At 64.8% G+C, this 23,327-nt stretch carries 23 protein-coding genes and 1 tRNA gene; 11 read left to right on the forward strand and 13 right to left on the reverse strand.

Annotated features, from left to right (window positions below):
• Positions 1-1,152: an acyl-CoA dehydrogenase family protein gene (locus ACI1US_RS10210; protein WP_461640178.1), complete on the forward strand. Its 1,152-nt coding sequence runs from the start codon at positions 1-3 to the stop codon at positions 1,150-1,152.
• Between the two features lie 36 nt (positions 1,153-1,188).
• On the forward strand, positions 1,189-2,094 hold the full coding sequence (gene mmsB / locus ACI1US_RS10215; protein WP_461640180.1) for a 3-hydroxyisobutyrate dehydrogenase: 906 nt from the start codon (positions 1,189-1,191) through the stop codon (positions 2,092-2,094).
• 16 nt (positions 2,095-2,110) lie between these two features.
• On the opposite strand, the gene ACI1US_RS10220 is transcribed toward mmsB, so the two are convergent.
• Positions 2,111-2,980 (reverse strand): LysR family transcriptional regulator, encoded by an 870-nt coding sequence (locus ACI1US_RS10220; RefSeq protein ID WP_461640182.1) that lies wholly within the window; start codon positions 2,978-2,980, stop codon positions 2,111-2,113.
• Between the two features lie 68 nt (positions 2,981-3,048).
• Here ACI1US_RS10220 and ACI1US_RS10225 point away from each other — a divergent pair, with 68 nt between their 5' ends.
• The 3 genes from ACI1US_RS10225 (at position 3,049) to ACI1US_RS10235 (ending at position 5,789) form a co-directional block, all read left to right on the forward strand.
• The gene (locus ACI1US_RS10225; RefSeq protein WP_461640184.1) at positions 3,049-3,945 is read left to right on the forward strand and encodes an EamA family transporter; all 897 of its coding nucleotides are present in this window, start codon (positions 3,049-3,051) and stop codon (positions 3,943-3,945) included.
• A 62-nt stretch (positions 3,946-4,007) separates the two neighbouring features.
• On the forward strand, positions 4,008-5,072 hold the full coding sequence (locus ACI1US_RS10230; protein ID WP_461640186.1) for an alpha/beta hydrolase: 1,065 nt from the start codon (positions 4,008-4,010) through the stop codon (positions 5,070-5,072).
• Between the two features lie 21 nt (positions 5,073-5,093).
• Positions 5,094-5,789: an NUDIX hydrolase gene (locus tag ACI1US_RS10235; protein ID WP_461640188.1), complete on the forward strand. Its 696-nt coding sequence runs from the start codon at positions 5,094-5,096 to the stop codon at positions 5,787-5,789.
• Here ACI1US_RS10235 and ACI1US_RS10240 read toward each other — a convergent pair.
• Positions 5,786-6,286 carry a DUF5324 family protein gene (locus ACI1US_RS10240; protein ID WP_416549993.1) on the reverse strand — a complete coding sequence of 167 codons (501 nt, stop codon included), beginning with the start codon at positions 6,284-6,286 and terminating at the stop codon, positions 5,786-5,788. The genes ACI1US_RS10235 and ACI1US_RS10240 overlap by 4 nt on opposite strands.
• Positions 6,287-6,355: 69 nt before the next feature.
• Between ACI1US_RS10240 and ACI1US_RS10245 the strand changes: the two genes are divergently transcribed.
• Complete coding sequence (locus ACI1US_RS10245; protein WP_416549994.1) at positions 6,356-6,865, forward strand: peptidylprolyl isomerase; 510 nt, start codon at positions 6,356-6,358, stop codon at positions 6,863-6,865.
• A gap of 170 nt (positions 6,866-7,035) precedes the next feature.
• Complete coding sequence (locus tag ACI1US_RS10250) at positions 7,036-7,845, forward strand: rhomboid family intramembrane serine protease (protein WP_461640191.1); 810 nt, start codon at positions 7,036-7,038, stop codon at positions 7,843-7,845.
• A 258-nt stretch (positions 7,846-8,103) separates the two neighbouring features.
• Here ACI1US_RS10250 and ACI1US_RS10255 read toward each other — a convergent pair whose 3' ends face one another.
• Entirely contained in the window at positions 8,104-8,379 is a 276-nt protein-coding gene (locus tag ACI1US_RS10255) for a cell division protein CrgA (protein ID WP_461640193.1), read from the reverse strand.
• Positions 8,380-8,439: 60 nt separating this feature from the next.
• Between ACI1US_RS10255 and ACI1US_RS10260 the strand changes: the two genes are divergently transcribed.
• The 3 genes from ACI1US_RS10260 to ACI1US_RS10270 are packed head-to-tail and all read left to right on the forward strand — an operon-like array spanning position 8,440 to position 10,000.
• Positions 8,440-9,204 carry a class E sortase gene (locus ACI1US_RS10260; protein WP_461640195.1) on the forward strand — a complete coding sequence of 255 codons (765 nt, stop codon included), beginning with the start codon at positions 8,440-8,442 and terminating at the stop codon, positions 9,202-9,204.
• Positions 9,204-9,362, forward strand: a complete 159-nt coding sequence (locus ACI1US_RS10265) for a hypothetical protein (RefSeq protein WP_461640197.1) — start codon at positions 9,204-9,206, stop codon at positions 9,360-9,362. The genes ACI1US_RS10260 and ACI1US_RS10265 overlap by 1 nt, the downstream gene beginning before the upstream one ends.
• On the forward strand, positions 9,359-10,000 hold the full coding sequence (locus tag ACI1US_RS10270; protein WP_461640199.1) for an anthranilate synthase component II: 642 nt from the start codon (positions 9,359-9,361) through the stop codon (positions 9,998-10,000). Before ACI1US_RS10265 ends, ACI1US_RS10270 begins: the two co-directional genes overlap by 4 nt.
• A 52-nt stretch (positions 10,001-10,052) precedes the next feature.
• On the opposite strand, the gene pknB is transcribed toward ACI1US_RS10270, so the two are convergent.
• From pknB to ACI1US_RS10305, 7 genes are all read right to left on the reverse strand, one after another.
• A complete protein-coding gene (pknB, locus tag ACI1US_RS10275) occupies positions 10,053-11,759 on the reverse strand; it encodes a Stk1 family PASTA domain-containing Ser/Thr kinase (RefSeq protein WP_461640201.1) in 1,707 nt (568 codons plus the stop codon).
• A gap of 76 nt (positions 11,760-11,835) precedes the next feature.
• A complete protein-coding gene (locus ACI1US_RS10280) occupies positions 11,836-13,572 on the reverse strand; it encodes a Stk1 family PASTA domain-containing Ser/Thr kinase (protein ID WP_461640203.1) in 1,737 nt (578 codons plus the stop codon).
• Positions 13,569-15,056, reverse strand: coding sequence for a peptidoglycan D,D-transpeptidase FtsI family protein (locus tag ACI1US_RS10285; RefSeq protein ID WP_416549997.1), 1,488 nt, complete (start codon positions 15,054-15,056; stop codon positions 13,569-13,571). Before ACI1US_RS10285 ends, ACI1US_RS10280 begins: the two co-directional genes overlap by 4 nt.
• Complete coding sequence (locus ACI1US_RS10290) at positions 15,053-16,459, reverse strand: FtsW/RodA/SpoVE family cell cycle protein (protein WP_416549998.1); 1,407 nt, start codon at positions 16,457-16,459, stop codon at positions 15,053-15,055. Before ACI1US_RS10290 ends, ACI1US_RS10285 begins: the two co-directional genes overlap by 4 nt.
• Positions 16,452-17,783, reverse strand: a complete 1,332-nt coding sequence (locus ACI1US_RS10295; protein ID WP_416550002.1) for a PP2C family protein-serine/threonine phosphatase — start codon at positions 17,781-17,783, stop codon at positions 16,452-16,454. Before ACI1US_RS10295 ends, ACI1US_RS10290 begins: the two co-directional genes overlap by 8 nt.
• A gap of 44 nt (positions 17,784-17,827) precedes the next feature.
• Positions 17,828-18,391: an FHA domain-containing protein FhaB/FipA gene (locus tag ACI1US_RS10300; protein ID WP_416549999.1), complete on the reverse strand. Its 564-nt coding sequence runs from the start codon at positions 18,389-18,391 to the stop codon at positions 17,828-17,830.
• Positions 18,388-19,137 (reverse strand): FhaA domain-containing protein, encoded by a 750-nt coding sequence (locus tag ACI1US_RS10305; RefSeq protein ID WP_416550000.1) that lies wholly within the window; start codon positions 19,135-19,137, stop codon positions 18,388-18,390. The genes ACI1US_RS10300 and ACI1US_RS10305 overlap by 4 nt, the downstream gene beginning before the upstream one ends.
• Before the next feature lie 170 nt (positions 19,138-19,307).
• On the opposite strand from ACI1US_RS10305, the gene ACI1US_RS10310 reads away from it, so the two are divergent.
• A tRNA-Leu gene (locus ACI1US_RS10310) sits at positions 19,308-19,390 on the forward strand.
• Between the two features lie 122 nt (positions 19,391-19,512).
• Here ACI1US_RS10310 and nrdF read toward each other — a convergent pair.
• The 3 genes from nrdF to nrdI are packed head-to-tail and all read right to left on the reverse strand — an operon-like array spanning position 19,513 to position 23,281.
• Positions 19,513-20,553, reverse strand: coding sequence for a class 1b ribonucleoside-diphosphate reductase subunit beta (gene nrdF / locus ACI1US_RS10315; protein ID WP_416550001.1), 1,041 nt, complete (start codon positions 20,551-20,553; stop codon positions 19,513-19,515).
• A 56-nt stretch (positions 20,554-20,609) separates the two neighbouring features.
• The gene (gene nrdE / locus ACI1US_RS10320) at positions 20,610-22,784 is read right to left on the reverse strand and encodes a class 1b ribonucleoside-diphosphate reductase subunit alpha (RefSeq protein ID WP_461640207.1); all 2,175 of its coding nucleotides are present in this window, start codon (positions 22,782-22,784) and stop codon (positions 20,610-20,612) included.
• Complete coding sequence (nrdI, locus tag ACI1US_RS10325) at positions 22,781-23,281, reverse strand: class Ib ribonucleoside-diphosphate reductase assembly flavoprotein NrdI (RefSeq protein ID WP_461640209.1); 501 nt, start codon at positions 23,279-23,281, stop codon at positions 22,781-22,783. The genes nrdE and nrdI overlap by 4 nt, the downstream gene beginning before the upstream one ends.
• Between the last annotated feature and the right edge of the window lie 46 nt (positions 23,282-23,327).

The following is a 23,327-nucleotide window of genomic DNA, read 5'->3' on the forward strand; positions in this document are numbered from 1 at the left end:
ATGAACGATACAGCTAGCCAGGAGCGCGGCGAACTCGTCGCGATCGTCCGAGACTTTGCGGCGTCAGAGCTCGCACCCTTTGCCGCAGAGCGCGATGCGGGGAGGATATTCCCCGTCGAGACCCTCGCTGCGGCCGGCGAATTGGGCTTGGGCGGGATCTACGTCGGAGAAGAATACGGGTCAGGGCTGTCGCGGCTCGACGCTGTCGCGATCTTCGAGGAGCTCGCCAAGGGTGACACGGCAATCGCCGCGTACATCTCGATCCACAACATGACGGCGTGGATGATCGACACCTATGGCAGCGATGAGCAGCGGGCGCGTTGGCTGCCAGAGATGACCGCGATGCGGGATCTGGGAGCCTACTGTCTCACTGAGCCCGGTGCCGGATCTGACGCGGCGGCGATCACCACGAGCGCCCGCCGCGACGGCGACGAGTATGTGATCAACGGAACCAAGCAGTTCATCTCGGGTGCGGGTGCGGCTGCCGTGTACATCGTGATGGTGCGCACGGGTGCAGCAGGCGCCGGCGGCATTAGCGCCGTGGTGGTCGAGAAAGACACTCCTGGGCTGAGCTTCGGCCCGAATGAGCACAAGATGGGCTGGAACGCACAGCCGACGCGCCAGGTCGTTTTCGAGGATGTTCGCGTGCCCGTCGGGAATCTCCTCAGCGAGGAGGGCCAGGGTTTCCGCATCGCGATGCACGGCCTGAACGGTGGACGCGTGAATATGGGCGCGTGCTCGCTGGGCGGGGCGCAGTGGGCCATGGAGCGAGCGACCGCCTATGTGCAGGAGCGGCACGCGTTTGGCGCGCCGCTCGCCGCGAACCAGTCGATCGTGTTTACGCTCGCCGATATCGAGACTGAGCTGCAGGCCGCGCGTGCGCTGCTCGAACGGGCAGCGGCAAAAATGGACGCCGGAGCACCGGACACTGCGGTTGCGTGTGCGCTCGCGAAGCGATTCGCCACGGACGCTGCGTTTACCGCCGCGAATCAGGCCCTGCAGCTTCACGGCGGCTACGGCTACCTCCATGAGTATGGGCTTGAGCGCGTGGTCCGAGACCTCCGTGTGCACCAGATTCTCGAGGGAACCAATGAGATCATGCGCACGATCGTCGGGCGTGACCTGCTGCAGGGTGCCAAGCGCGAACGCTAACACCCAGAACTGCCGCACCAAACGAAGGAGTAGAGCATGACCACGATCGCGTTCATTGGCCTCGGACACATGGGGCGCCCTATGGCGGTGAATCTTGCGCGCGCCGGCTTCACGGTGCGAGGCTTCGACCTCGTGCCTGAGCTGTGCGAGGCTGCGCGTGCGGCGGGGGTGCCGATAGCGGCCTCCGCGGCAGCGGCGGCGGCCGAGGCTGAGATCGTAATCACGATGCTGCCGGCTGGCAAGCACGTGCTCGCCCTCTACGAGGGAGCCGACGGCTCAGGGTTGTTAGCGGCGGCAGCGCCTGGCACCCTCTTCCTTGACTGCTCGACAATCGCCGTCGATGAGGCGCGCAGCGCAGCGCAGCTCGCGGTGGCAGCTGGGCATCGTGCGCTTGATGCCCCGGTTTCGGGAGGCGTCGTCGGCGCCGAGAATGGCACCCTCGCGTTCATGGTCGGCGGCGAGGCAACAGACTTCGACGCTGCGCTGCACGCGCTCGAAGCAATGGGCGGCCGGATTGTGCACTGCGGTGGCGCAGGGCTTGGGCAGGCAGCAAAGGTGTGCAACAACATGATCCTGGGGGTCACCCAAATTGCCGTCGCCGAGGCATTCGTGCTCGGCGAGCGCCTCGGCCTCTCCCACCAGGCGCTCTTTGACGTCGCCAGCAACGCCTCGGGGCAGTGCTGGGCACTCACGACAAACTGCCCGGTGCCGGGCCCCGTGCCCACGAGCCCCGCGAACAACGCTTACGAGCCGGGCTTCGCGGGTGCGCTCATGGCGAAGGATCTTGGCCTTGCCGAGCAGATGATCGCACTCACCGGGGTTGATGCGCAGCTGGGGCTGCTCGCGCAGCGCCGCTACGCGGAGTACGCGGCGGGCGAGGGTGCGCAGCGCGACTTCTCAGGCATCATCAACACCATTCGCGAGGACAGCGCCGCCCAGTAGCCGGTGGCGGTGCCGCCTAGCCTCGTTCGGTGCGCGCGTAGAGCCGGGTCGCGAGCGCGACGAGTGCCTCGATCCCCGTGGGCGCTTCGTCGCGCCACCACACGAGGCGTACCGCGATCCGCGGGGCATCGGTGATGGGGATAAACCTGATGCCGCTGCGGGCGTGATGCACGGCCGTTGCCTCCGCTGATACTCCAACGGCCTCTCCGGTGGAGAGCGTATTCAGCCAGTCCTCGGTGTCGGCGACGGCGATAAAATCCGCGGGGGCCGGGCCGCCGTCCCAGAGCTCCCGCTTCGTCGTGCCCGAGCGGGGTTCGGCAGCGACCGTACGCCCGGCGAACTCGCGCATTCGGAGCGTACGACGCCTTGCCCAGAGCGCGTCGTCTGCTGAGAACACGGCGTACCGTCGCTCGAGGCCGATGACAGCGCTTGAGAACCGCGCGGCATCGGGAGGGCTGCGCATGATGGCGACGTCGCAGCGCCCCTCAGCGAGCCCGGAGGTTTGGGTGCCGTGCTGTTCGAAGTGCAGCTCGATGTCGGGGTGCTCTTCGCGCCAAGCTCGCAGTAGCGCGGTGGTGTGGGAGCCCAGCGCAGACCAGGCGTATCCGAGTCGTAACCGGTCGTGCTCGCGTTCGGCGAGGGTATTTACGGTGTCCACCTGGGCGAGTAACCGGCGGGCCTGGGGGAGTAGCGCCTCTCCGAACGCCGTGGGCTCGCAGCCGTGGCGGCCGCGCCGGAGAACACGCTGCCCCAGAGCACGTTCGAGGCTCGCTATGGAGCGCGACGCGGAGGCCTGCGAGACATGGAGTTCAAGAGCAGCATCGGTGATGGTGCCGAGCGTGGCGGCGGCCACGAAACACCGCATTTCCCGAAGCGACCATTCCATACCTAAATCGTATGGAAGGCGCGTCACTTGCACAATACGAATCCCAGATTTGGTCTTAGGGTGGAGCCGTGACCACCCAGAGCATCCCCACGCAGCCCGCCATAGCGGGAGCGCCGGCGCGCGCCTCGTTCGGCCGCGGAGTGGGGCTCACCCAGGTCGCATCGCTCGGTAACCAGCTCGGAGCGGCCACGGGCGCGCTCGCGTTCCCAGCCATCGGCCCGATCGGAGTTGTCGCGGTGCGCCAGCTCGTGGCGGCCGCGGTGCTCGTGCCGCTCGGGCGACCGAAGTTCCGCACGCTCCGCCGCGCGGACTGGATCATGGTCACGGCGCTCGCGCTCGTCTTCAGCATCATGAACACGACGGTCTACATCGCGATCGACCGCCTCGGGCTTGGCCTCGCTATCACGCTCGAATTCCTGGGGCCGCTCGCGCTCGTGATCCTCAGCGCGCGTCGACTGGTCGATCTCGTCGGCGGGCTGCTCGCCGTGGTCGGAGTCGTGGTGCTCGTGAACCCCGGCCCGACGTCAGACCTGCTCGGGGTAGCGATCGGCCTCGTCTCTGCGGGGGCCTGGGCGGCGTACATCCTGCTGAACCGACGCATCGGCCAGCGGTTGCCCGGCGTGCAAGGCACGGCGATTGCGAGCCTCATCTCGGGCGTCATCTGGATCCCGATCTCTCTCGCCTGGTTCGCGCAGCACCCGCCGCCCCTCTGGGCGCTTGGCCTCGCAGTGCTCTGCGGGCTTGCCTCGTCCGTCTTGCCGTTCTCCATCGACATCATCGCCCTCCGGCTGCTCCCGCAGGGCCTATTCAGCACGCTGCAGAGTATGCACCCGGTCTGGGCAGCCCTCGTGGGGCTCATCATCCTGGGCCAGCAGCTTGCGCTGAACGAGATCCTCGGAATCGCCCTCGTGGTCCTGAGTAACGTGCTCGTGACCTCGACGACCGCGGTGCGCTCGAGGCGGTGAGTGGCCCGTTACGACCTGGCGTATTCCGTGCCAAAGTCGCCGCGCGCTCATAGACTAGCTGCATGATGCAGTGGGGGCCCGATGTGCTTGGGGACGGCTTCGAATGCCTGACATTCGAACTCGGAGCCGACGACGACCCGGGCTTCGGGGATCCCTCTGCCGAGCAAGCCGAGGGCCCGTTGCACGCCAGGCAGCTCGTCGCGACGCTCGTGCGCTCGCTGCCCAGTTCGCGCTCGCTCTGGGAGCGCATCTCTGGGAGAGACCGCGACTTCGAAGACGTCGACGTGCTGTACGTGCACGGCTGGTCCGACTACTTCTTTCAGACCGACCTCGCCAAATTCTGGACCGATCGGGGCGCCAGGTTCTTTGCGCTCGATCTCAGGCGGTACGGCAGAAGCCTCCGGCCGGGGCAGACCCCCGGATACATCGGGGACCTCGGCGAGTACGACGACGAGATCGAGTTCGCGCTTGCCGAGATGCGCGCCTCCGCACCCGCAAGCAAGACCGAGCGCAAGCTTGTGCTGCTCGGGCATTCCACTGGCGGCCTCGTGCTCTGTCTTTGGGCGAACCGCAACCCGGGAGTTGCTGATGCGCTCGTGCTGAACAGTCCGTGGCTTGAGCTGCAGCTGTCGTCACGCGGGCGCCAGGTCATCGCCCCAATTGTGAACCTGGGGGCACGATACAGCCCACTCGAGGGCATTCCGCAACTTGATTACGGTTTCTATGCGCGCGCGCTGCAGGAGGTCGGGCCGAAGGCCGACGTCGCGCGCATTAACACCGAGTGGAAGCCTGAGAAGAGCCATCCGGTGCACAATGGCTGGCTGCGTGCGATCCTCGCCGGCCACGACCTCGTCTACCGCGGCCTCCACATCGACGTGCCCGTGTGCGTGCTGCTCTCACAACGCTCGGCGTTGCCGGCGCGCTGGAGCGACGAGCTCACACGCGCAGATTCGGTGCTCGACGTCGACGATATTTCACGGGCCGCACTCCGCCTGGGCCCCTCGGTGACGCTGGAACGCATCGACGGTGCCCTGCACGACATCTTCATGTCTGCCCCCGAGCCGCGTGCAGACGCGTATGCGCGGCTCGAGCGCTGGAGCCGGGGGTGGCGCAGGGCGCTCGACTGAGCTGCGCGGTAGGCTCACTGTATGGATCTACGGGTAGCCGCATACGCGGTCATTGAGCGCCGCGGCAAGATCCTGCTCACTCACTGGCGACGCGGGCACCTGCACGGCTGGACGCTCCCCGGAGGCGGGCTTGATGCCGGCGAGGATCCGAAGGACGCGGTCGTTCGTGAGGTGCTCGAGGAAACCGGGCTGAACGCGCGCGTCGGCAGGCTGCTCGGGGTGGATTCTCGCGTGATGGTGCGCGAAGAAGTACCCGAGGGGAGCGACCCCGAACTGCACACTATTCGGATCGTCTACCGGGCAACCGTGCAAGATGGTCCGCTGCAGCACGAGATCGACGGTTCTTCCGACGAGGCGCGCTGGGTGTCACTCAAGGACGTGGGTTCGCTGAAGACGCTGTCGCTCGTGCAGACCGGGCTGCGCCTGGCCGGAATTTCACGGCGGGGCGGCGGATCGGGGCGGGGCGGCCAGGGGCGTTCCGGCGGCGGCAAGGGCTCTGGCGCGGCAAAATCGGGCAGCGCGAAATCTGGCGGCGCACCGAAACGTGAGGCGCCAAAGCGTGAGGCCCCGAGACGCGAGACGCCGAAGGGCGATGACTCGCAGGGCGGCGCAACGCCGGGCGGCGGCACGCCAAAGGCTAGCGCCGCGCGCTCAAGCTCTGGTCGCTCAAGGTCTCGCGGCGCTAGCCGTTCCGGGACAAAGCCCGGAGACGCTTAGCCTTCTGGCGCGACCCAGAGTTCGTCGTCGGTGCGGAACGCCTGCCACAGGGCGTAGCCAACGCCGACAGCGGCGACGGCACCGAGGGTGATGGCGATGATGCCACCGACGTTGCGCTTCTTCTTCACAGGCTCGAGGTACCCGGTGCGCACACCGAAGTCGCGCACCTGAGCGGCAGCCTTCGGGTTCTCGATCTCATCGAGCGTGCGGATCGTCGACGCGAGAGCGCTCGCAACGGCGGGCGCGGTTGCCCGCTTCACCGTGCGTGCGGCATTGCGGGCCGAGGCGACGCCACGATCCACCACTGGACGCACACGGTCGACGGCCTGATCCACGCGGGGAGCGACGTGCTCGTCGCTCAGCAGCCTGGCCTGGTGTCCGGCGTCCTTGATTACCGCGCCTGCATTTCCGAGCACAAACAACTGCTGATCCAGCAGTTCCTGAGCGTCAGAGCGCAGGCCACGGAGCTCGCGACGCCGCTTGCGTGAGAGTTTCATTCGGATCCTCCTTCAAGTAGCACGGGACGCGCCCACTTGGCTTCCCACGCTACACCGTACACTTATGACATGACCATTCACACCGCAGTAGCGACCATCCACACCAACCACGGCGACATCGTTATCAACCTCTTTGGTGACCATGCCCCGAAGACGGTGAAGAACTTCGTTGACCTCGCAGAGAAGGGATTCTACGACGGTGTGATCTTCCACCGCATCATCCCGAACTTCATGATTCAGGGTGGCGACCCCACCGGCACCGGCACCGGCGGCCCCGGCTACAACTTCGACGATGAGATCCACCCGGAGCTCACCTTCAACGCTCCCTACCAGCTCGCTATGGCAAACGCTGGCAAGCGCCCGGACATGACCGGTCGCATGGCTGGCACGAACGGCTCGCAGTTCTTCATCACCACGATCGCTCCGGACTGGCTCAACGGCAAGCACACCATCTTCGGTGAGGTTGCAAACGACGAGTCGAAGGCCGTCGTTGACATCATCTCTGCAGTGCAGACCGGCGCAGCTGATCGCCCCGTCGAAGACGTCGTGATGACTGGCGTCGACATCGTTACGGTCTAACCTTGGTGTCGAGTGGCCCGAGCTTTGGGGAGCGGGCAGAGTATGGCGAGAGCGATGTCTGCTACCGCCACCCCGGGCGACAGAGTTTCACGCTGTGCCAGCGCTGCGGGCGAACTATCTGTGCGGAATGCCAGATTGAGTCGCCCGTCGGTGTGCTGTGCCGAGACTGTGTGAAGCAGACGAGCAAGGGCCCCAAGGGGGCCGCGCGCGTAGGTCGCTCAGCTCGGGTCGCTGGCCGGCGCCTCGCCGCGCTGGATTACCCGGTGACGATGTCGATCATCGCGATCAACGTCGTCGTGTTTGTGCTGCAGCTGCTGAGCCGGCACTTTGGCTCTGACGGGGTCACCACCTCGCTCTGGTACGTGCCAAGCTACTCGCTCGCAGACGGCGTCCACCAGGTCGGCCCGGGCGTGCTGCCCGGCTACCCGGACGGCGCCTATCTCAACGCCGAGTTCCAGCCGTGGCGCATGCTCACGGTGATGTTCACGCACTCGGTGGGGTTCTTGCCACACATTCTGTTCAACATGCTTGCCCTGTATATGTTTGGGCGCAATCTTGAACAGATGATCGGTAAGTGGCGCTTCTTGGTGCTGTACATCTTCGCCGGCATTGGCGGTTCGCTGGGCGTCATGCTCTGGGGCTACGCAGATACGACGGGCCTCTTCACGCCGACGGTTGGCGCCTCGGGCGCGATCTTCGGTGTGCTCGCGGCAACCGTCGTCGCGTTCCGGTCGATGAACGTCAACGTCTCATCGCTCCTGGTGTTGCTCGCCATTAACTTCGGCATTGGCTTCATGCCCGGAGCGAACATCTCGTGGCAAGCGCATCTCGGCGGCATGATCGTCGGCGCACTCGCAATGTGGATCATCGTGCAGACCCGTGGACCACGCCTGAAGACACGACAGATCATCGGGCTCACCGTGCTCGGTGTGCTCCTCATCGTGCTCTCCTGCGCCTTCCTGGTGATGTCCCCGCTCTAGCGCGAGTACCCGGTGGCGGAGCCTGTGGGCTCTGACTGTGAGGCGGCAGCACAAATGGCGCGGGTGGCGATTGCCACCCGCGCCATTTGTGTATGCTGCGTCGCTGCGCTGCGTTTCTGCTCAACGGCACGGCCAAAATTGCGCAGTCAAGCCGCCTCACGACACCGAAAACCAAGGTGTCTGCCTGTGAAAAGTTATCCACAGGGTTGTGCACACCTGGGGAGAGTTACACCGGTGTAGTTCGCCTCTGCCTGTGGATTACTTCCACCACGGCGTCATCAGGAACCCGATGAGCACGAACCCGAAGCCGACGAAGATGTTCGCCTGACCCAACTGCGGGATCGGGAGCTGCAGGTTCGAGCTCGTGATGTAGAACAGGACAATCCAAACGAGTCCGAGGAGCATGAAGCCAAACATCACCGGCTTGAACCACACCGGGTTGGGTGCGTCCTTCCGGGCGGCTTCCTTCTGCTCGCGTCGTGCCGCGACTTCTGCCGCGTTGCGCTTGCTCACTTCTTTTCCAGCTGCTGCCATGCTCACAGTCTACCTAGTTCGTAGCCCGTGCCCAGTGTGATCGTCCTAGAATGGCTACAAATGAACGATGCATCCTCACCCCGCCGCCGTCGGCGCCGTGCGCGACTGAGTCCACTCACTGTTCTGGGTGAGCTACTCATCGTCGGCGGCCTCGCCGTGTTCGGGTATATCGTGTGGCAGCCCTGGCACACAGGCTTCGTTGTTACCGGCAAGCAGGTCGAGCTCACGCAGACTGACTCTGCCGCATGGGATGCGCAGGCAGCCGAGCGCCCTCCCTTTGACGGAACGGTGCCGGTGCCCGAGCGCCCCGCGATCGGTGAGGTCTTCGGTACGCTCCACGTGCCCGCCTTCGGCACCACGTTTGCCAACCGCGTTGGCGAGGGCACGGGCTGGTGGGAGACGCTGAACTACGACGACAAGGGCATCGGCAGATACCCAGATAGTGCGATGCCTGGCGAGGCCGGAAACTTCGCGATCGCAGCGCACCGCTCCGGCGGGTACATCACCCCGTTCAAGGAGGTCATGAATCTCCGCGTGGGCGATCCCCTGTTCTTCGAGACGGCAGACGGCTGGTACACCTACCGCTTCCGCTCGCTCGAGTATGTTTGGCCGACCGAGGGCGAAGTGCTCAACTCGTTCCCCCGCATGGAGGGGATACTCCCGACCGACCAGGTGCTCACGCTCACCACGTGCCACCCGAAGAACTGGGGAACCGACGAACGCGCGATCGCGTACGCGCTCTTCGAAGACTTCCAACCACGCTCCGACGGCCCGCCCGCGGAGCTCATCGAACTGAATCCGGCGATTACGGGGGGTCAGGCCTAGTGTTCTCTCTCATTTGGAGATTCTTCCCGGGCCCCGCATGGTTCCGGGTGATTGTGCTGCTCGCAGCCGCTGTCGCGCTTGTCTGGGCGCTCATCACCTACGTCTATCCATGGGTACTTGAGGTGCTCCCCGAGCAGGAATCGACGGTGGGATCATGACCCGGGTCTTAGTCATCGACAACTACGACAGCTTTGTCTACACGCTGAACGGCTATCTGCAGCAGCTCGGTGCCGAAACACGCGTGATTCGCAACGACGCGGTCACGGCCGGTGAACTCGAGCAGCTCGTGCGGGAGTTCGACGCTGTGCTCATTTCGCCCGGGCCCGGCACGCCAGCAGACGCGGGACTCTCAATCGCCATGGTGGGAATTGCGCTCAGGCAGGGTGTTCCACTGCTCGGCGTCTGCCTCGGTCACCAGGCAATCGCTGAGGCCCTGGGGGCAACGGTCACCCACGCGCCCGAGCTGATGCACGGGAAGATCTCGCGTGTGCGCCACTCTGACGATGTGTTCTTCGCCGGCGTGGCCCAGGACTTCGCCGCGACGCGGTACCACTCACTTGCGGTGGTGCGCAGCACCATCCCTGAGAGCCTCGTCGTCACGGCGGAGACCGATAGCGGGATCGTCATGGCGTTGAAGCACCGCGAGCTCCCCATCTTCGGCGTGCAGTACCACCCAGAGTCGGTGCTCACCGAGGGCGGCTACCGGCAGCTCGGCAACTGGCTGCGGGTCGCGGGTCTCGAAAACGCAGCGGAGATCGCCGCAACGCTGTCGCCGCTCATCACGACCGACTCGTAGCGGTGACCTGCGGTGTCGCGGCACCGCAGCTCACCGCAGCACGGCGGGCTCGCTAGCCGGTGCAGAAACTGATCCAGAGCTGCGAGCCCTGGGGGTTCGGCCCAACCAGCGACTGGCTGGTCACGAGGTGTTGCTCGTTATAGACACAGCCCGTTGCAGACACGAGCTGCGCGTCAATCTTGAGATCAAGACCGAGGCCGCTGAGCGCGTTCTGCGCCATGTCGAGGGGCTGGTTGAGAACATCGGGGATGTCGACCTTGCCGGTTGCCACCGTGAGGGTGACCGACTCGCCCGGCGCGATCTTGGAGCCAGCCTCGGGCGAGATTCCAAGCACGCGACCGTCGGGCGCTACCGGGTCGTCTTTCGAGTTCACCTTGCCGACGGAGAGGCCGAGCTCTTCGAGCGCCTCCGTGTAGGCGTTCTGTGACTTCCCGGCAAACTCAGGGACAATCACCGGCGCGGGGCCGGTAGAAATGTACAGCGTGACCTCGTCACCGACGGCCACGCTGGTGCCGGCCTCGGGGTCAGAGGAGATGACGTGGTCATTCTCCACCTTGCCATCGGTCTGTTCGACCTGGATCGCGGTGAGGTCGAGCTCATCGAGGGTCTTCAGCGCCTCAGCACGGGTCGTGTTCTCAAAGTCGGGAACCTCGCGGGTGCCCGAAGGTGAAATCTCTTGCGGCACCATGTTCATGAGCCAGAAGACCACGGCAATGACGATCGCCGCAATTGTCAGAATCGCCGCCCAGGTCCACATGACTGGTGGACGGCTCTGAGTGCGACTGCCGCCGCCCTCTGCGAGCTGGCGGAGGGCGAGGTCGGACTCTGAGACCTCTTCGCCGGCCGAGAACAAGACGGTGTTCTGCGCTTCGTAGCGGGGCAGATCTGGCATCGTGCCGCTCGCCGCAACGCCGAGGGCGTCACGGAATTCAGCGGCGGTCTGAAACCTGCGTGCGCGGTCCTTCCCGAGCCCGTAGAGCACGACCCTGTCGAGCTCAGGCGAAACCTCGGGGTTGCGCTCGCTCGGTGGCTGCGGGCGCTCGCTCACATGCTGGTACGCGACCGCAACCGCGGTGTCCCCGCGGAACGGCACGTCGCGTGCGAGGAGTTCGTAGAGCAGCACCGCTGTCGAGTACAGGTCGGTACGCGCGTCGACGGTCTCGCCCTTGGCCTGCTCCGGTGAGAAGTACGCGGCGGTGCCGAGGATGGCGGTGGTCTGCTGCAGGGTGGAGGAGGTTTCGGAGACCGCGCGGGCGATTCCGAAGTCCATGACCTTCACCTGGCCAGACTTGGTGATCATGATGTTCGCGGGCTTGATGTCGCGGTGCACAACTCCTGCGCGGTGCGAGTACTCAAGCGCGGTGAGCACTGAGGCGACGATTCGCGCGGCCTCGGCCTGCGAAAGCTCGTTTTCCTCGATGAACTGTCGCAGGTTGGTGCCCTCGACGTACTCCATCACGATGAACGGGAGTCGCTTTGCGCCCTCTGCGGTCTGGATGAGGTCGTCTCCGGCATCGAAGACCCGCACGATCGTCGGGTGCGCCATGCGGGAGGCAGACTGGGCCTCCTGGCGGAAACGCGCGCGAAACTGCTCGTCGCCCGAAAGCTCGGACTTCATCACCTTGATCGCGACCTGGCGGCCAAGCTTGATATCGGTTCCGCGGTACACGGTGGCCATGCCGCCCTGACCAATGAACTCGCCAATGGCGTATCGACCGCCAAGCACTCGCGAGTTCGACTCGCCAGTGGCTTCCGACATGTTCACCTCTTCCGCACCTACCGACACAACTGTCACAAAGTCTATTGCCTAGGCCCCTGACCAAAGGCTCACATGACTAGCTTTCTTCTTCTTCCACGGGAGCTTGTGGCTGAATCGTGATGCTGACGGGTGCAGATACCTCGGAATCCCGCGTTTGCTGCGGTGCTTCACACCGGTAGCTGTAGGTCACGTCGAGCTTGCCCTCGGCCGTTGCCTTCAGCGTCACGCCGCTCGCACTCGCGTTCGTCGTGAGCTGCGCGAGCGAGGAATCGCTGAGCTGCACCTCGAAGGCGCCGATGGTCATACCGGCCGGGCACTGCCCGTGGAAGCCCTGGAGCACGATTGGGTCGCCCACCTTCACCGTCGCGTTCGACGCTGTGGGCGCTGACGGTGCCGCAGCCGACCCGTAGGCGACGTTCACGGTGAGTGTGACGAGCTCGTTGAACTCGGCCTTCCCCGACGGGGAGACGGCGGACACGAGGCCGACCTGATCGTCTGGAACGGCGGAGCCGTCCTTCGGAGTGATGTTCGAGAAACCGAGACCATTCAGGTATGCCACTGCTTCGTCGAAGCTGCGGCCGACGACCTGGCCCTCTTCAATCGTCGCGGTGGTGACTGGCGGTGGTGGCGTCGGCTTTTCAGTCGAAGGCTTCGTCGTGCTCGGCTTCGGCTTCGGGGGTGTCGTCGCGGTCTCGACGGGTGCCTTGTCGTTGTTGCTGAGCAGAGCGAACGCGGTGCCGCCGCCGATGAGCAGCAGCAGCGCGAGGAGAGTGATCAGCGGCCACTTCCAGCGGTTTCGCTTCTTCTCGTCCTCGGGGGGCAGCGCGTCATCGGCGCCGTCACCCGGTGCGGTCACGGCGGGCGCCGTCGCCACGGTGCGCGGGAGCGCGGTGGTGGCGGCATCTGAGCCCGGCGTTTGCGGCATGACGACCGTCGCGGTCGGATCGGCTGCTTCACCCCGCACCTGCGGGACGTAGCTCGCGGCAAGTTCGACGTTGCCGCGGTGCAGCGCCGCTGCTGCCTGCGCAAGCTTCACAGCCGATTCAGGCCGGCCAGCGGCATCCTTCGAGAGGCACGACATGACGAGGTTGCGCACTGCCTCCGGCACGTCGGCCGGAAGCTCGGGCGGGGAATCGTTGATCTGCGCCATCGCGATCGCGACCTGCGACTCACCGGTGAACGGACGCTTGCCTGCAAGGCACTCGTAGGCAACGATTCCGAGCGAGTAGATGTCGGTCGACGGCGTCGCCGCATGACCGCTCGCCTGCTCAGGCGCGAGGTACTGGACGGTGCCCATAACCTGCCCGGTGGCGGTGAGCGGAACCTGGTCGGCAATGCGCGCGATGCCGAAGTCGGTGATCTTCACGCGACCCTCGGGGGTGATGAGGAGGTTGCCCGGCTTGATGTCGCGGTGCACGAGACCCGCGTCGTGTGCCGCCTGCAGCGAGGTCGCGGTCTGCGCGACAATGCCGAGCACGCGGTTTGCCGGAAGCCGGCCCTCGCGGTCGACAATCGCTGACAGCGGCTCTCCGGGCACGAGCTCCATCACGATGTAGGCAGAGCCCTGCTCTTCGCCGTAATCAAAGACGTTGGCAATGCCCTCATGGTTCACGAGCGCTGCGTGCCGAGCCTCGGCTCGGAACCGCTCGAGGAAGCCCGGGTCGCCCATGTACTCGTCTTTGAGGATCTTGATGGCGACGGTGCGACCGATAATGCTGTCGCTCGCCTTCCAGACCTCACCCATGCCGCCGACGGCGATGCGGGAGCTCAGCTCGTAGCGCCCGCCGAATGTGATCCCTGCTGCTGGTCTCATCCGTTCAACACCGCTTCCATGACTCGTTTTCCTACAACTGTAGGGAGGTCGTACGACCCGCCCTGAAAATCAAAATTTGATCCGCCCCCGTTGGCGATGACGACAGCGACGGACACCTTCGGATCGTCAACTGGCGCAAAGCCTGTATACCAAAGCGTATAGGGAAGATCATTCCCGTTGGCGTCAAGACCGGTTTGTGCCGTTCCGGTCTTTCCTGCGACACGGACCCCGTCGATCGCCGAGAGGCGTGCGAAGCCAGTTGGGTCGGACACGCCCTTCTCCATCATCCCAGCAACGGCCTCAGCGGTCTTCGCCGAAATGGGCTCATTCATAAGCTCCGGCTTGACCTCCTGCTCGACTCGCAGATCCGGGGTAATGACGCGGTCCACCAGTTGCGGTGACATCAGCTTGCCGCCGTTTGCGATTGCCGCCGACACCATGGCGACCTGCAGCGGGGTGGTGCGGACGTCGAGCTGACCGATTGATGACATCGCGACCTGCGCCTTATCGAGTGGCGCCGGGGCGACGCTCGGGGTGACCTCCACTGGAATCCCAAGATCCTGCTCGAAGCCGAACGCGCGCGCCATCTTCGGTACGGCGTCGTCATCCATCCCCATCGCCATCTCAGCGATCGGGATGTTGCAGGAGTAGATAATCGAGGTCTCCAGCGTTGCCTTGGCCCCCGACCCACAGGTCTGCTTGTCAGAGTTTCGCATGACCGTGCTCGACTGCGGCAGGGTCATGCTCGCGGGGTTATCGAACTCGGTGGTGGGCGTTGCTGCCCCACTCTCGATAGCGGCAGACGCGGTCACGAGCTTGTAGACCGACCCCGGGTGGTAGAGGTCGCCTCCGATAGCCCGGTTCACGAGCGGCTGCATCTCCTCGGCACCGAGCGCCTCGTAGTTCGCGATGATCTCGCTGTCGTCGTTCGAGGAGAGCAGGTTTGGATCGTAGCTTGGGGTCGATACGAGCGCGAGGATCCTGCCGGTCTTGGGCTCGATCGCGACGACCGCGCCCTCGAAGGCGAACTCCTGCATCGCGTCGTACGCGGCCTGCTGAACGGAGGCGTCAATCGTCGTATCGATCGAGCTGCCCTGCGGCTTCACGCCGTTGATGGTGTTCATGATCCGCGTGAAGAACTGCGCGTCGGCGCTGCCAGACAGCTCCTTGTTCATCGCCGATTCGAGCCCGGTCATGCCCTGCTGGCGCGAGTAGTACCCGGTGACTGGTGCGTAGAGTGCCCCGGGGTCGTAGCTGCGCAGGTAGCGGAAGGTGTCGTTAGTCGGTGTGGAGAAGGCGATCGGGTCGCCGCCCACGAGGATCGAGCCACGCTCGACCTTGTAGCCGTTCTTGATGGTGCGCTGGTTGAGCGGGTTCGCGCGCAACTCGTCAGCGCTCACGAACTGGATCATCGTGACCGAGAAGAACAGCAGTAGGAACATCGCGAACACCGTGCGTGACAGGAACTTCAGTTGTTTGTTCATGAGCGGATCACCAACTTCGGACGGTTGCGCACCGAGTTCGACAGCAAGAGCAGGAGCACGACGATGATCCAGTTCGAGACCAGCGACGAGCCACCCGCGGCGAGGAACGGCGCGGTGAGGCCAGTGAGCGGGATCACCCGCGTGACGCCACCGACCACGACGAACACCTGCAGTGCGATTGCGAATCCGAGGCCCGACGCGAGCAGCTTGCCGAAGTCGTCCTGCCCGGCGAAGCCGATGCGCAGTGCGCGCCCCACGAGCAGCAGGTAGGCCGCAAGAACCACGAACAGGCCGATGAGGCCCAGCTCCTCACCGATGCTCGGGAAAATGTAGTCACTCTGGGCGACCGGGGTGTCTTGCGGGTAGCCCTGGCCGAGGCCAGTGCCCGTCATGCCGCCGTTCGCCATTCCGAAGAGCCCCTGCACCATTTGCTGCCCCGTATCGAAGGGGTCAGCGAACGGATCGAGCCAGTTCGCGAAGCGGCGCTGCACGTACGACAGCGTCTGGCTCGCGGCGATCCCGCCGACGAGGAACAGCCCGACACCGAGGATGACCCAGCCGATGCGGCCGGTCGCGAGATACAGCATCGACAGGAACAGCCCGAAGTAGAGCAGCGAGGTGCCGAGATCGCGCTGGAAGACGAGCACCGCCATTGCCACGAGCCAGAAGGCGAGCAGCGGGCCGAGGTCGCGGCCTCGCGGGAATCGGATCCCCATGAACTTCTTGCCCACCATCGACAACGCGTCGCGGTTGCGCACGAGATAGCCGGCGAAGAAGATCGCCAGGAAGATCTTTGCAATCTCACCGGGCTGGAACGAGAAGCTGCCGAGCTTGATCCAGACCCGTGCGCCCCACTCCTCGTGCCCGATGAACGGCAGCATCGGCAGCAGCAGCAACACAAGTGCGCCGAGCCCGAAGAGGTACGTGTAGCGGTACAGCACGAGGTGGTTCTTCACGACGAGCAGCACCGCAGCCGCGACAGCGATCGCGATCGTCGACCAGAGCAGCTGCCTGACGCTCGTCGCGTTCCAGCCGGTGTACCCGTATGCGAGGTCGATCCGATAGATCATCGCGACGCCAATGGAGTTGAGCATCACCGCGATCGGCATGATCAGCGGGTCAGCATCCGGGGCGATCCGCCTGACCAAGAAGTGCAGGCCGAAAACCGCGATCATGAACGGGATCGCGGTGGGAAGCAGCGTGGAGGTGAGCTTCTGGTTCAGCGTGAGGTCGATAATGACGACCGCAGCAATGCCGACCGCAAGCGCAAAAATCAGCAGCGCAGTCTCGAGCGTGCGCAGCTTCCGCGGCGCCCGGATCGCAGTGATCCGCTGCAGCACCGTCTCGCTCGTACGGTTTTTCTCGAACGAGCGAGGCTCTGTCTTCTTCGACCGGTTAGGCATCTGGCACGCTCCCGAGTCTGACAACGATCTCACGCGCCTCCTGGAGCGAGCTCGCGCCAAGGGTGCGTTGGATCGTGCGCCGCTCTAGACCGTCAAGCGCGTCGAGCGGGATACCGGTGTCTTCCGCGACGGAGTAGAGCGAGAGCGAGCCAAGGTCTTGGTTCACGCCCTGATAAATAATCACGGTGTCGCCGTCGGTGCCCACAAAATATCGAGTCTGGGTCCACTGGTAGCCAAACAACAGCGCGCCACCCAGCGCGGCGAGCACCGCAACCACTCCGAGCAACCACATCGCCCTGCGGCGGCGGTTAGCGCGACGCGTCTCGGCGAGCAGCTCGGCGAGGTACTCGTCTGCGCGGGCCTCAAAGTGGCTCTCTTCGACTGCCGGGAGACGTCGGATGCGGCGGCGGTTGGCCAGGCGGGTGCGCCCGGTGTTCGTCGTGCCGTCGCGCAGCTGCGGCGCGTTCGCCGCGGAGCCGACGAAGCGCGGGTTCTTGGCGCCCTGAACTTCGGCCTCATCGTCGGCCGGCACCGCAACGGGGTCGTCGTCTTCGAACAGTCGACCACCGATTTCGAGGGTGTCACCCGGGCGCTGCGCCGAGGCCGGCGCATAGAGGTCTTCGTGCTCAAGTTCGGCCGTTGGCGTGCGCTCGACGAGCACGACCGTCACGTTGTCGGGTGCGCCGTGCGAGAGGCTCTTATCGATGAGGTCGTCGACGGCTCCCTGCAGCGAGCGGCGGCGGCGCAGAATCTTCTCGATGTCGTCGTCGCCGACGTAGCCGCAGAGACCGTCGGAGCAGAGCAGCCAGATGTCGTCTGGGCGAGTATCGAGCACCATCGTGTCGATCTCGGGTGAGGACTCGACGTCTCCGAGCACGCGCATGAGCACCGAGCGGCGCGGGTGGTACTGCGCCTCCTCCTCGGTGATCCTGCCACTGTCGACGAGGCGCTGTACGAAGGTGTGATCCTTCGTGATCTGCCGCAGCTCGCCGTCGCGGAACAGATAGAGACGGGAGTCGCCGATGTGGGCGAGCGCGAGCTGTTCACCGACGGTGAGGAAACCGACGAACGTGGTGCCAAGGCCGGCAAGCTCGTGGTGCTCCTTGACCGTGTCGCGAAGCATCGTGTTCGCGGTGAGGAGCGCCCGGCGCAGCCGTTCAGCAGACTGCTCTGGGGTGCCGCGTGGCGACTCATCAAGCTTCGCGAGGTCGCGCGTCACGAGCGCAGATGCCACGTCGCCGCCGGCATGGCCGCCCATACCGTCGGCAACCAGGAACAGATGATCCCCGGCGTACCCGGAATCCTGGTTGTTCGCGCGAACCATACCGACGTGAGATGCGACGGCGCTCGCGTACCCGTATGACACGGCTAGGGCCTCAGCTCAAACGTGGTGGTGCCGATCGTGACCGGAGTGAAATGAGGAACAGTGACCGGCTTGCGCACCTTCTCGCCGTTGAGGAGGGTGCCGTTGGTCGAATCAAGATCGGTGAGCAACCACTCGTCGCCGGACCGCGCGAGGCGGGCGTGGTAGGTCGAGGTGTATTCGTCAACGATGACGAGCGTCGAGTCAGAGGAGCGGCCGATCGTGACGAACTCCTCGTCGAGCGGGATCGCTGTGCCCGTGGCCACACCCGAGGTGATGACGAGCGAGCGCGCTGGCCCAGAGGAGCCGGCCGAGGGCAGCGCACCACCCGACGGGGTGATGACCGGTGGCCTCGCGGGGCTCGGGACCTGCGTTGAAGCAGCGGGTGACTGCGGTGTGGCCGTTGGTGGCACTGCTGCCGGATGGCCCTGCTGCCCGTCAGCCCGGAGTTTGCGCACCGGAGCGCCGAAGAGGTCGCTCCGCAGCGCGTACACGATTGCGAAGATAAAGAACCACAGCAGCAACAGAAACCCGATGCGCATGATGGCCAGCGTGAGCTCGCTGGTCATTGGGCCCCCCAGAAGTCTTGGTCTATGTCGGCGGAACCGCGTGTCGACGACTCCGCTGAGAAGTTCTGCCTCGGTGCACGGGCCCTGCCCGGCACCAGTTGGAAGCGTAGCGCAGTCTGCCCGATCATGATGACGCTGCCGCTTTGCAGGCGGGCCTCACGGAAGCGCTGCCCCTCGATCTTCGAGCCGTTCGTTGACCCGAGGTCGCGGGCGAGAGCGTTGGATCCGTCCCAGATGATCTCAAGATGCTTGCGAGACGCGGCGTTGTCGGTGATGCGGATACTGCAGTCTGAGCCGCGGCCGACGACGGTGACGCCGCGAGAAAGCTCGTGCCGCTGTCCGTCAACGTCAATCGCGGCGACCCAGTCAACTCCGCCCTCGACCTGCGTCGCGTCGACCTGAAGCACCCCGCCCGTGAGCGAGTCGTCAGCGCGAATCTCGACGTCGGGCTCTCCCAAGAACTGGTAGCTCTGCCGGGCGGCGTGCTTCCGCACGATATCCCGGAGCTCATTTTCAAGGGTTTCTCCCAGCTTGTGGAGGCGATCCGCATCCTGGGGAGAGATCCGAACGACAAATCTGTTGGGCGCAAGCACGCGGTCGCGGTCAACAACAACGGCGCCGATATCGAGCTCACGCTTCAGCGCCGCACCGATTTCGACCGGCTGCACCCCGGAGCGGAACGTGCGAGCGAAAGCGCCATTGACGGCGCGCTCGAGGGAGCGTTCAACGCTGTCAAGAAATCCCATGTCCCAACTCCTTTCTGTTCTTCGTCTATCGAGAGGCTTGCCTATGTGCTGCACACGAAGGATCCGCCACGCGGGTAATCGTGGATAAGTTTAACCACTTTGTCTTGGATTGCTGTGTGCTGCTAAGCTATACGAGTTGTCCGCGTGAAGTCTGCGCAGGCGGCAGACTCGCGCAAGTGGCGGAATGGTAGACGCGCTGGCTTCAGGTGCCAGTGCCCGCAAGGGCGTGGGGGTTCAAGTCCCCCCTTGCGCACGAGTAGATAGACAGAAGGGCCCGGATCAATAGATCCGGGCCCTTCTGCGTTGTCAGCCGTGGGAGGTTGTCAGCCGTGGGAGCGCAGCTCGCCCTCCCGCGCTGCGCGATCGGGGGAGCTGTTAGAAGTCCCAGTCGGCGTCGCTCGTGTCCTCGGCCTTGCCGATGACGTAGGAGGAGCCAGATCCCGAGAAGAAATCATGGTTCTCATCGGAGCCTGGCGCGAGCGCTGCGAGGATCTCGGGGTTCACCGCCGTCTCCTCGGGTGTAAACCTCGCGGGGTAGCCGAGGTTCATAAGGGCCTTGTTCGCGTTGTACCGCACGAACACGGCGACGTCGTCCATGAGGCCGAGCGGTTCGTAGAGCTCGCCCGAGTACGCGAGCTCAAGCTCGTAGAGCTCCTCGAGCAGTTCGAGAGTGAAGGCCCGCATGTGTTCCTGCGTTGCGGCAGATTGCGTCTCGAGGCCGCGCTGATACTTGTAGCCCGAGTAATAGCCGTGCACCGCCTTATCGCGGAGAATCAGCCGGATCATGTCGGCGGTGTTCGTGAGCGTCGCGTGCACTGAGAAGTGCAGCGGGAGATAGAAGCCCGCGTACAGCAGGAGCGAGGACAGCAGCGTCGACGAGACCTTGCGCTTGAGCGGGTCGTCGCCGAAGTAGTGCTCCAGCACCGTCTTCGATCGCTGCTGGAGCAGGTCATTGCCGACGGCCCAGCGGTAGGCGTCGTCTATCTCCGGCGTGCTCGTGAGCGTCGAGAACACCGAGGAGTAGGAGCGGGCGTGCACGGCCTGCATGAATGCGATGTTCGTATAGACGGCCTCCTCGTGTTCTGTGCGGGCGTCTTGGATCTGGCAGATCTCGCCGACCGTCGCCTGCACGGTGTCGAGCATCGTGAGGCCCGTGAACACCCGCATGGTGAGGGTGCGCTCCTCCTGGGTGAGGGTGTTCCACGAGGGCTGATCGTTCGAGAGCGGCACCTTCTCGGGGAGCCAAAAGTTCGCGGTGAGGCGGTTCCACACCTCCAGGTCCTTATCGTCGGCGATGCGGTTCCAGTTGATCGGCCTGAGCCTGGCGGCCGGGTCGCGGCGGTAGCCAGGGGGCGTCACCGAGACCTCGGTGACGGGGCGGCTGAGGTCGAGGTGTGCGGGGAGCGGGTGCGGCATGGTGATTCCTTCGTGAGTGGTGGATGGCGGGCGCCAGCTGCAGAAGCGGAGCGCGCTCAGAGCGCGCAGGAGACGCAGCCCTCGATCTCGGTGCCCTCGAGCGCGGGCTGGCGAAGGCGGATGTAGTACAGCGTCTTAATGCCCTTCCGCCACGCGTAGATCTGCGCCCGGTTGATGTCACGGGTGGTTGCCGAATCAGGGAAGAACAGCGTGAGCGAGAGGCCCTGATCGACGTGTTCGGTTGCCGCCGCGTAGGTGTCGATGATCTTTTCGTAGCCGATCTCGTAGGCGTCCTCGAAGAACTCGACGTTGTCGTTCGTCATGAAGGGGGCGGGGTAGTAGACGCGGCCGAGCTTGCCCTCCTTGCGAATCTCCACCTTCGCGGCGATCGGGTGGATCGACGCCGTCGAGTTGTTCACGTATGAGATGGATCCGGTCGGTGGCACCGCCTGCAGATACGCGTTGAAGATCCCGTGCTGCATCACGGAGTCACGCAGCGCGATCCACTCGGCGCGCGTCGGGATCGCTACCCCCGCGGCCGCGAAGAGCTCGCTCACCCGGGCCGTCGCTGGCAGCCGTTCGCGCCCCGTGTACTTCGCGAAGAAGCTGCCGTCGGCGTACTGCGAGGTGCTGAAACCCGCGAAGGTCTCGCCGCGCTCGATCGCAAGCAGATTTGAGGTGCGGAGCGCGTGATAGGTGACGGTGAGGAAATACAGGTCTGTAAAGTCGATCCCCTCCGCGCTGCCGTATCGGATCCGCTCCGACGCCAGATAGCCATGCAGGTTCATCTGGCCGAGCCCGATCGCGTGCGATGCGTCATTGCCCGCGGCAACCGAGGGCACCGCCGCAACGTCGGTCTGCTCTGACACGCTCGTGAGCGCGCGCACCGCGGTCTCCACGGTCGCCCCGAAATCAGGCGAAGCCATCGCCTGCGCGATGTTGAGCGAGCCGAGGTTGCACGAGATGTCGTGCCCAACGGTCTCGTAGCCGATCGCAGCGTCGAAGCGCGACGGACTGTTCACCTGCAGGATCTCGCTGCACAGGTTCGACATGTTAATGCGGCCGGCGAGCGGATTCGCGCGGTTCACAGTGTCCTCGAACAAGACATAGGGGTAGCCGGACTCGAACTGCAGTTCGGCGAGCGTCTTAAAGAAGTCGCGTGCGCTGATCTGGGTCTTGCCGATCCGTGGGTTCGCGACGAGCTCCTCGTAGCGCTCGTTCACTGAGAGGTCCGACAGGGGCACTCCGTACTCGCGTTCGATGTCGTAGGGGCTGAAGAGGTGCATCTCGCGGTTGTCTTTTGCCAGTTGGAACGTGACGTCGGGGATGACGACGCCGAGCGAGAGTGTCTTGATGCGGGTCTTCTCGTCGGCGTTCTCACGCTTCGTGTCGAGGAAACGCAGGATGTCGGGGTGGTGCGCGTGGAGGTACACGGCACCAGCGCCCTGGCGTGCGCCGAGCTGGTTCGCATACGAGAAGGAGTCCTCAAGGATCTTCATGACCGGTACGACGCCCGAGGCCTGATCCCGCACCTGCTTGATCGGTGCGCCCGCCTCGCGCAGATTCGTGAGCAACAGGGCGACCCCGCCACCCCGCTTGGAGAGCTGCAGCGCCGAGTTTACGCTGCGGCCGATCGACTCGAGGTTGTCCTCGAGCCTGAGCAGGAAGCACGACACAAGCTCGCCGCGCTGCGCCTTGCCCGCGTTGAGAAACGTCGGCGTCGCCGGCTGAAAGCGGCCGGCAAGCATGTCGTCAGTGAGTCGCTCGGCGAGGCCCTCGTCGCCGCGAGCGAGGAACAGCGCGGTCGCGACGACCCGTTCTGCGAACGTCTCAAGGTATTCGGTTCCGTCGAAACTCTTCAGGGCGTACGAGGAGAAGAACTTGAAGGCACCGAGGAACGTCGCGAAGCGGTGATTTGCGGCGTCGGCGTGCCGGTGGAGTTCCGCGAGGAACTCGCGCCGGTAGCCGCGGAGAAACGCCGCCTCATAGTACTCGTGCGCCACGAGCCAGCTCAGCCGCTCCTCCGTGGAGGCGAAGTGCTTCGTGCGGGGAAGCACGTGCTGGCGGAAGTATTCGCGCGCGGCCTCGCGATCCTTCGCGAATTGGATCGTGCCGTCGCTCGCGAAGAGATTGAGCTGCGCGTTGAGCGCGTGGTAGTCCTTGCGCTCGCCGATCCCGGCTCGAACTGTTGCAGCGGGTGCGGGCTGCGTGAGTGGTGCGGTCATGGTCATGCTGATCTCCTCGTGTCGTGCGGTAAATGTGGCCTGTTCTCCCAGAACAGGTCGAGCCCGGAGGTGACCTGTTCGACGTCGCGCGCGGTGCCGAGCAGCTCGAAGCGGTAGAGCTCGGGGATGCCGCACTTGCGCGCGATGATTGGGCCGGCGATGCAGTAGTGCTCGCCAAAGTTGGTGTTGCCCGCGGTGATGACGCCTCGTAGTAGCGAACGGTTCGCGGGATCGTTGAGAAAGGTAGCGACTTGGCGGGGCACAGCCCCGGACCGCTCCCCACCCCCGTAGGTCGGCAGTACGAGCACGAAGGGGCGTGTTACCCGAATCATCGCCTCGAGGCGGGGTCGGAGCGGGATCCGTACCGCCTCGCGGTCGAGCCGCTCGACGAAGCGGCGTGTGTTCTCGGAGACGCTCGAAAAATAGACAAGGTCTGGAGACTCGTGTGGTGCGAGTTCCAGGGGCGGCACCAGGGTGCGGGCTGGATGATTGTGCCGGTGCATGCTTCTTCCGTTTCGTTCGCGCCGCGAGCCCGTGCACTACATGTAG

Source organism: Leucobacter sp. BZR 635 (genome assembly GCF_048061935.2).
Taxonomy (GTDB): Bacteria; Actinomycetota; Actinomycetes; order Actinomycetales; family Microbacteriaceae; genus Leucobacter.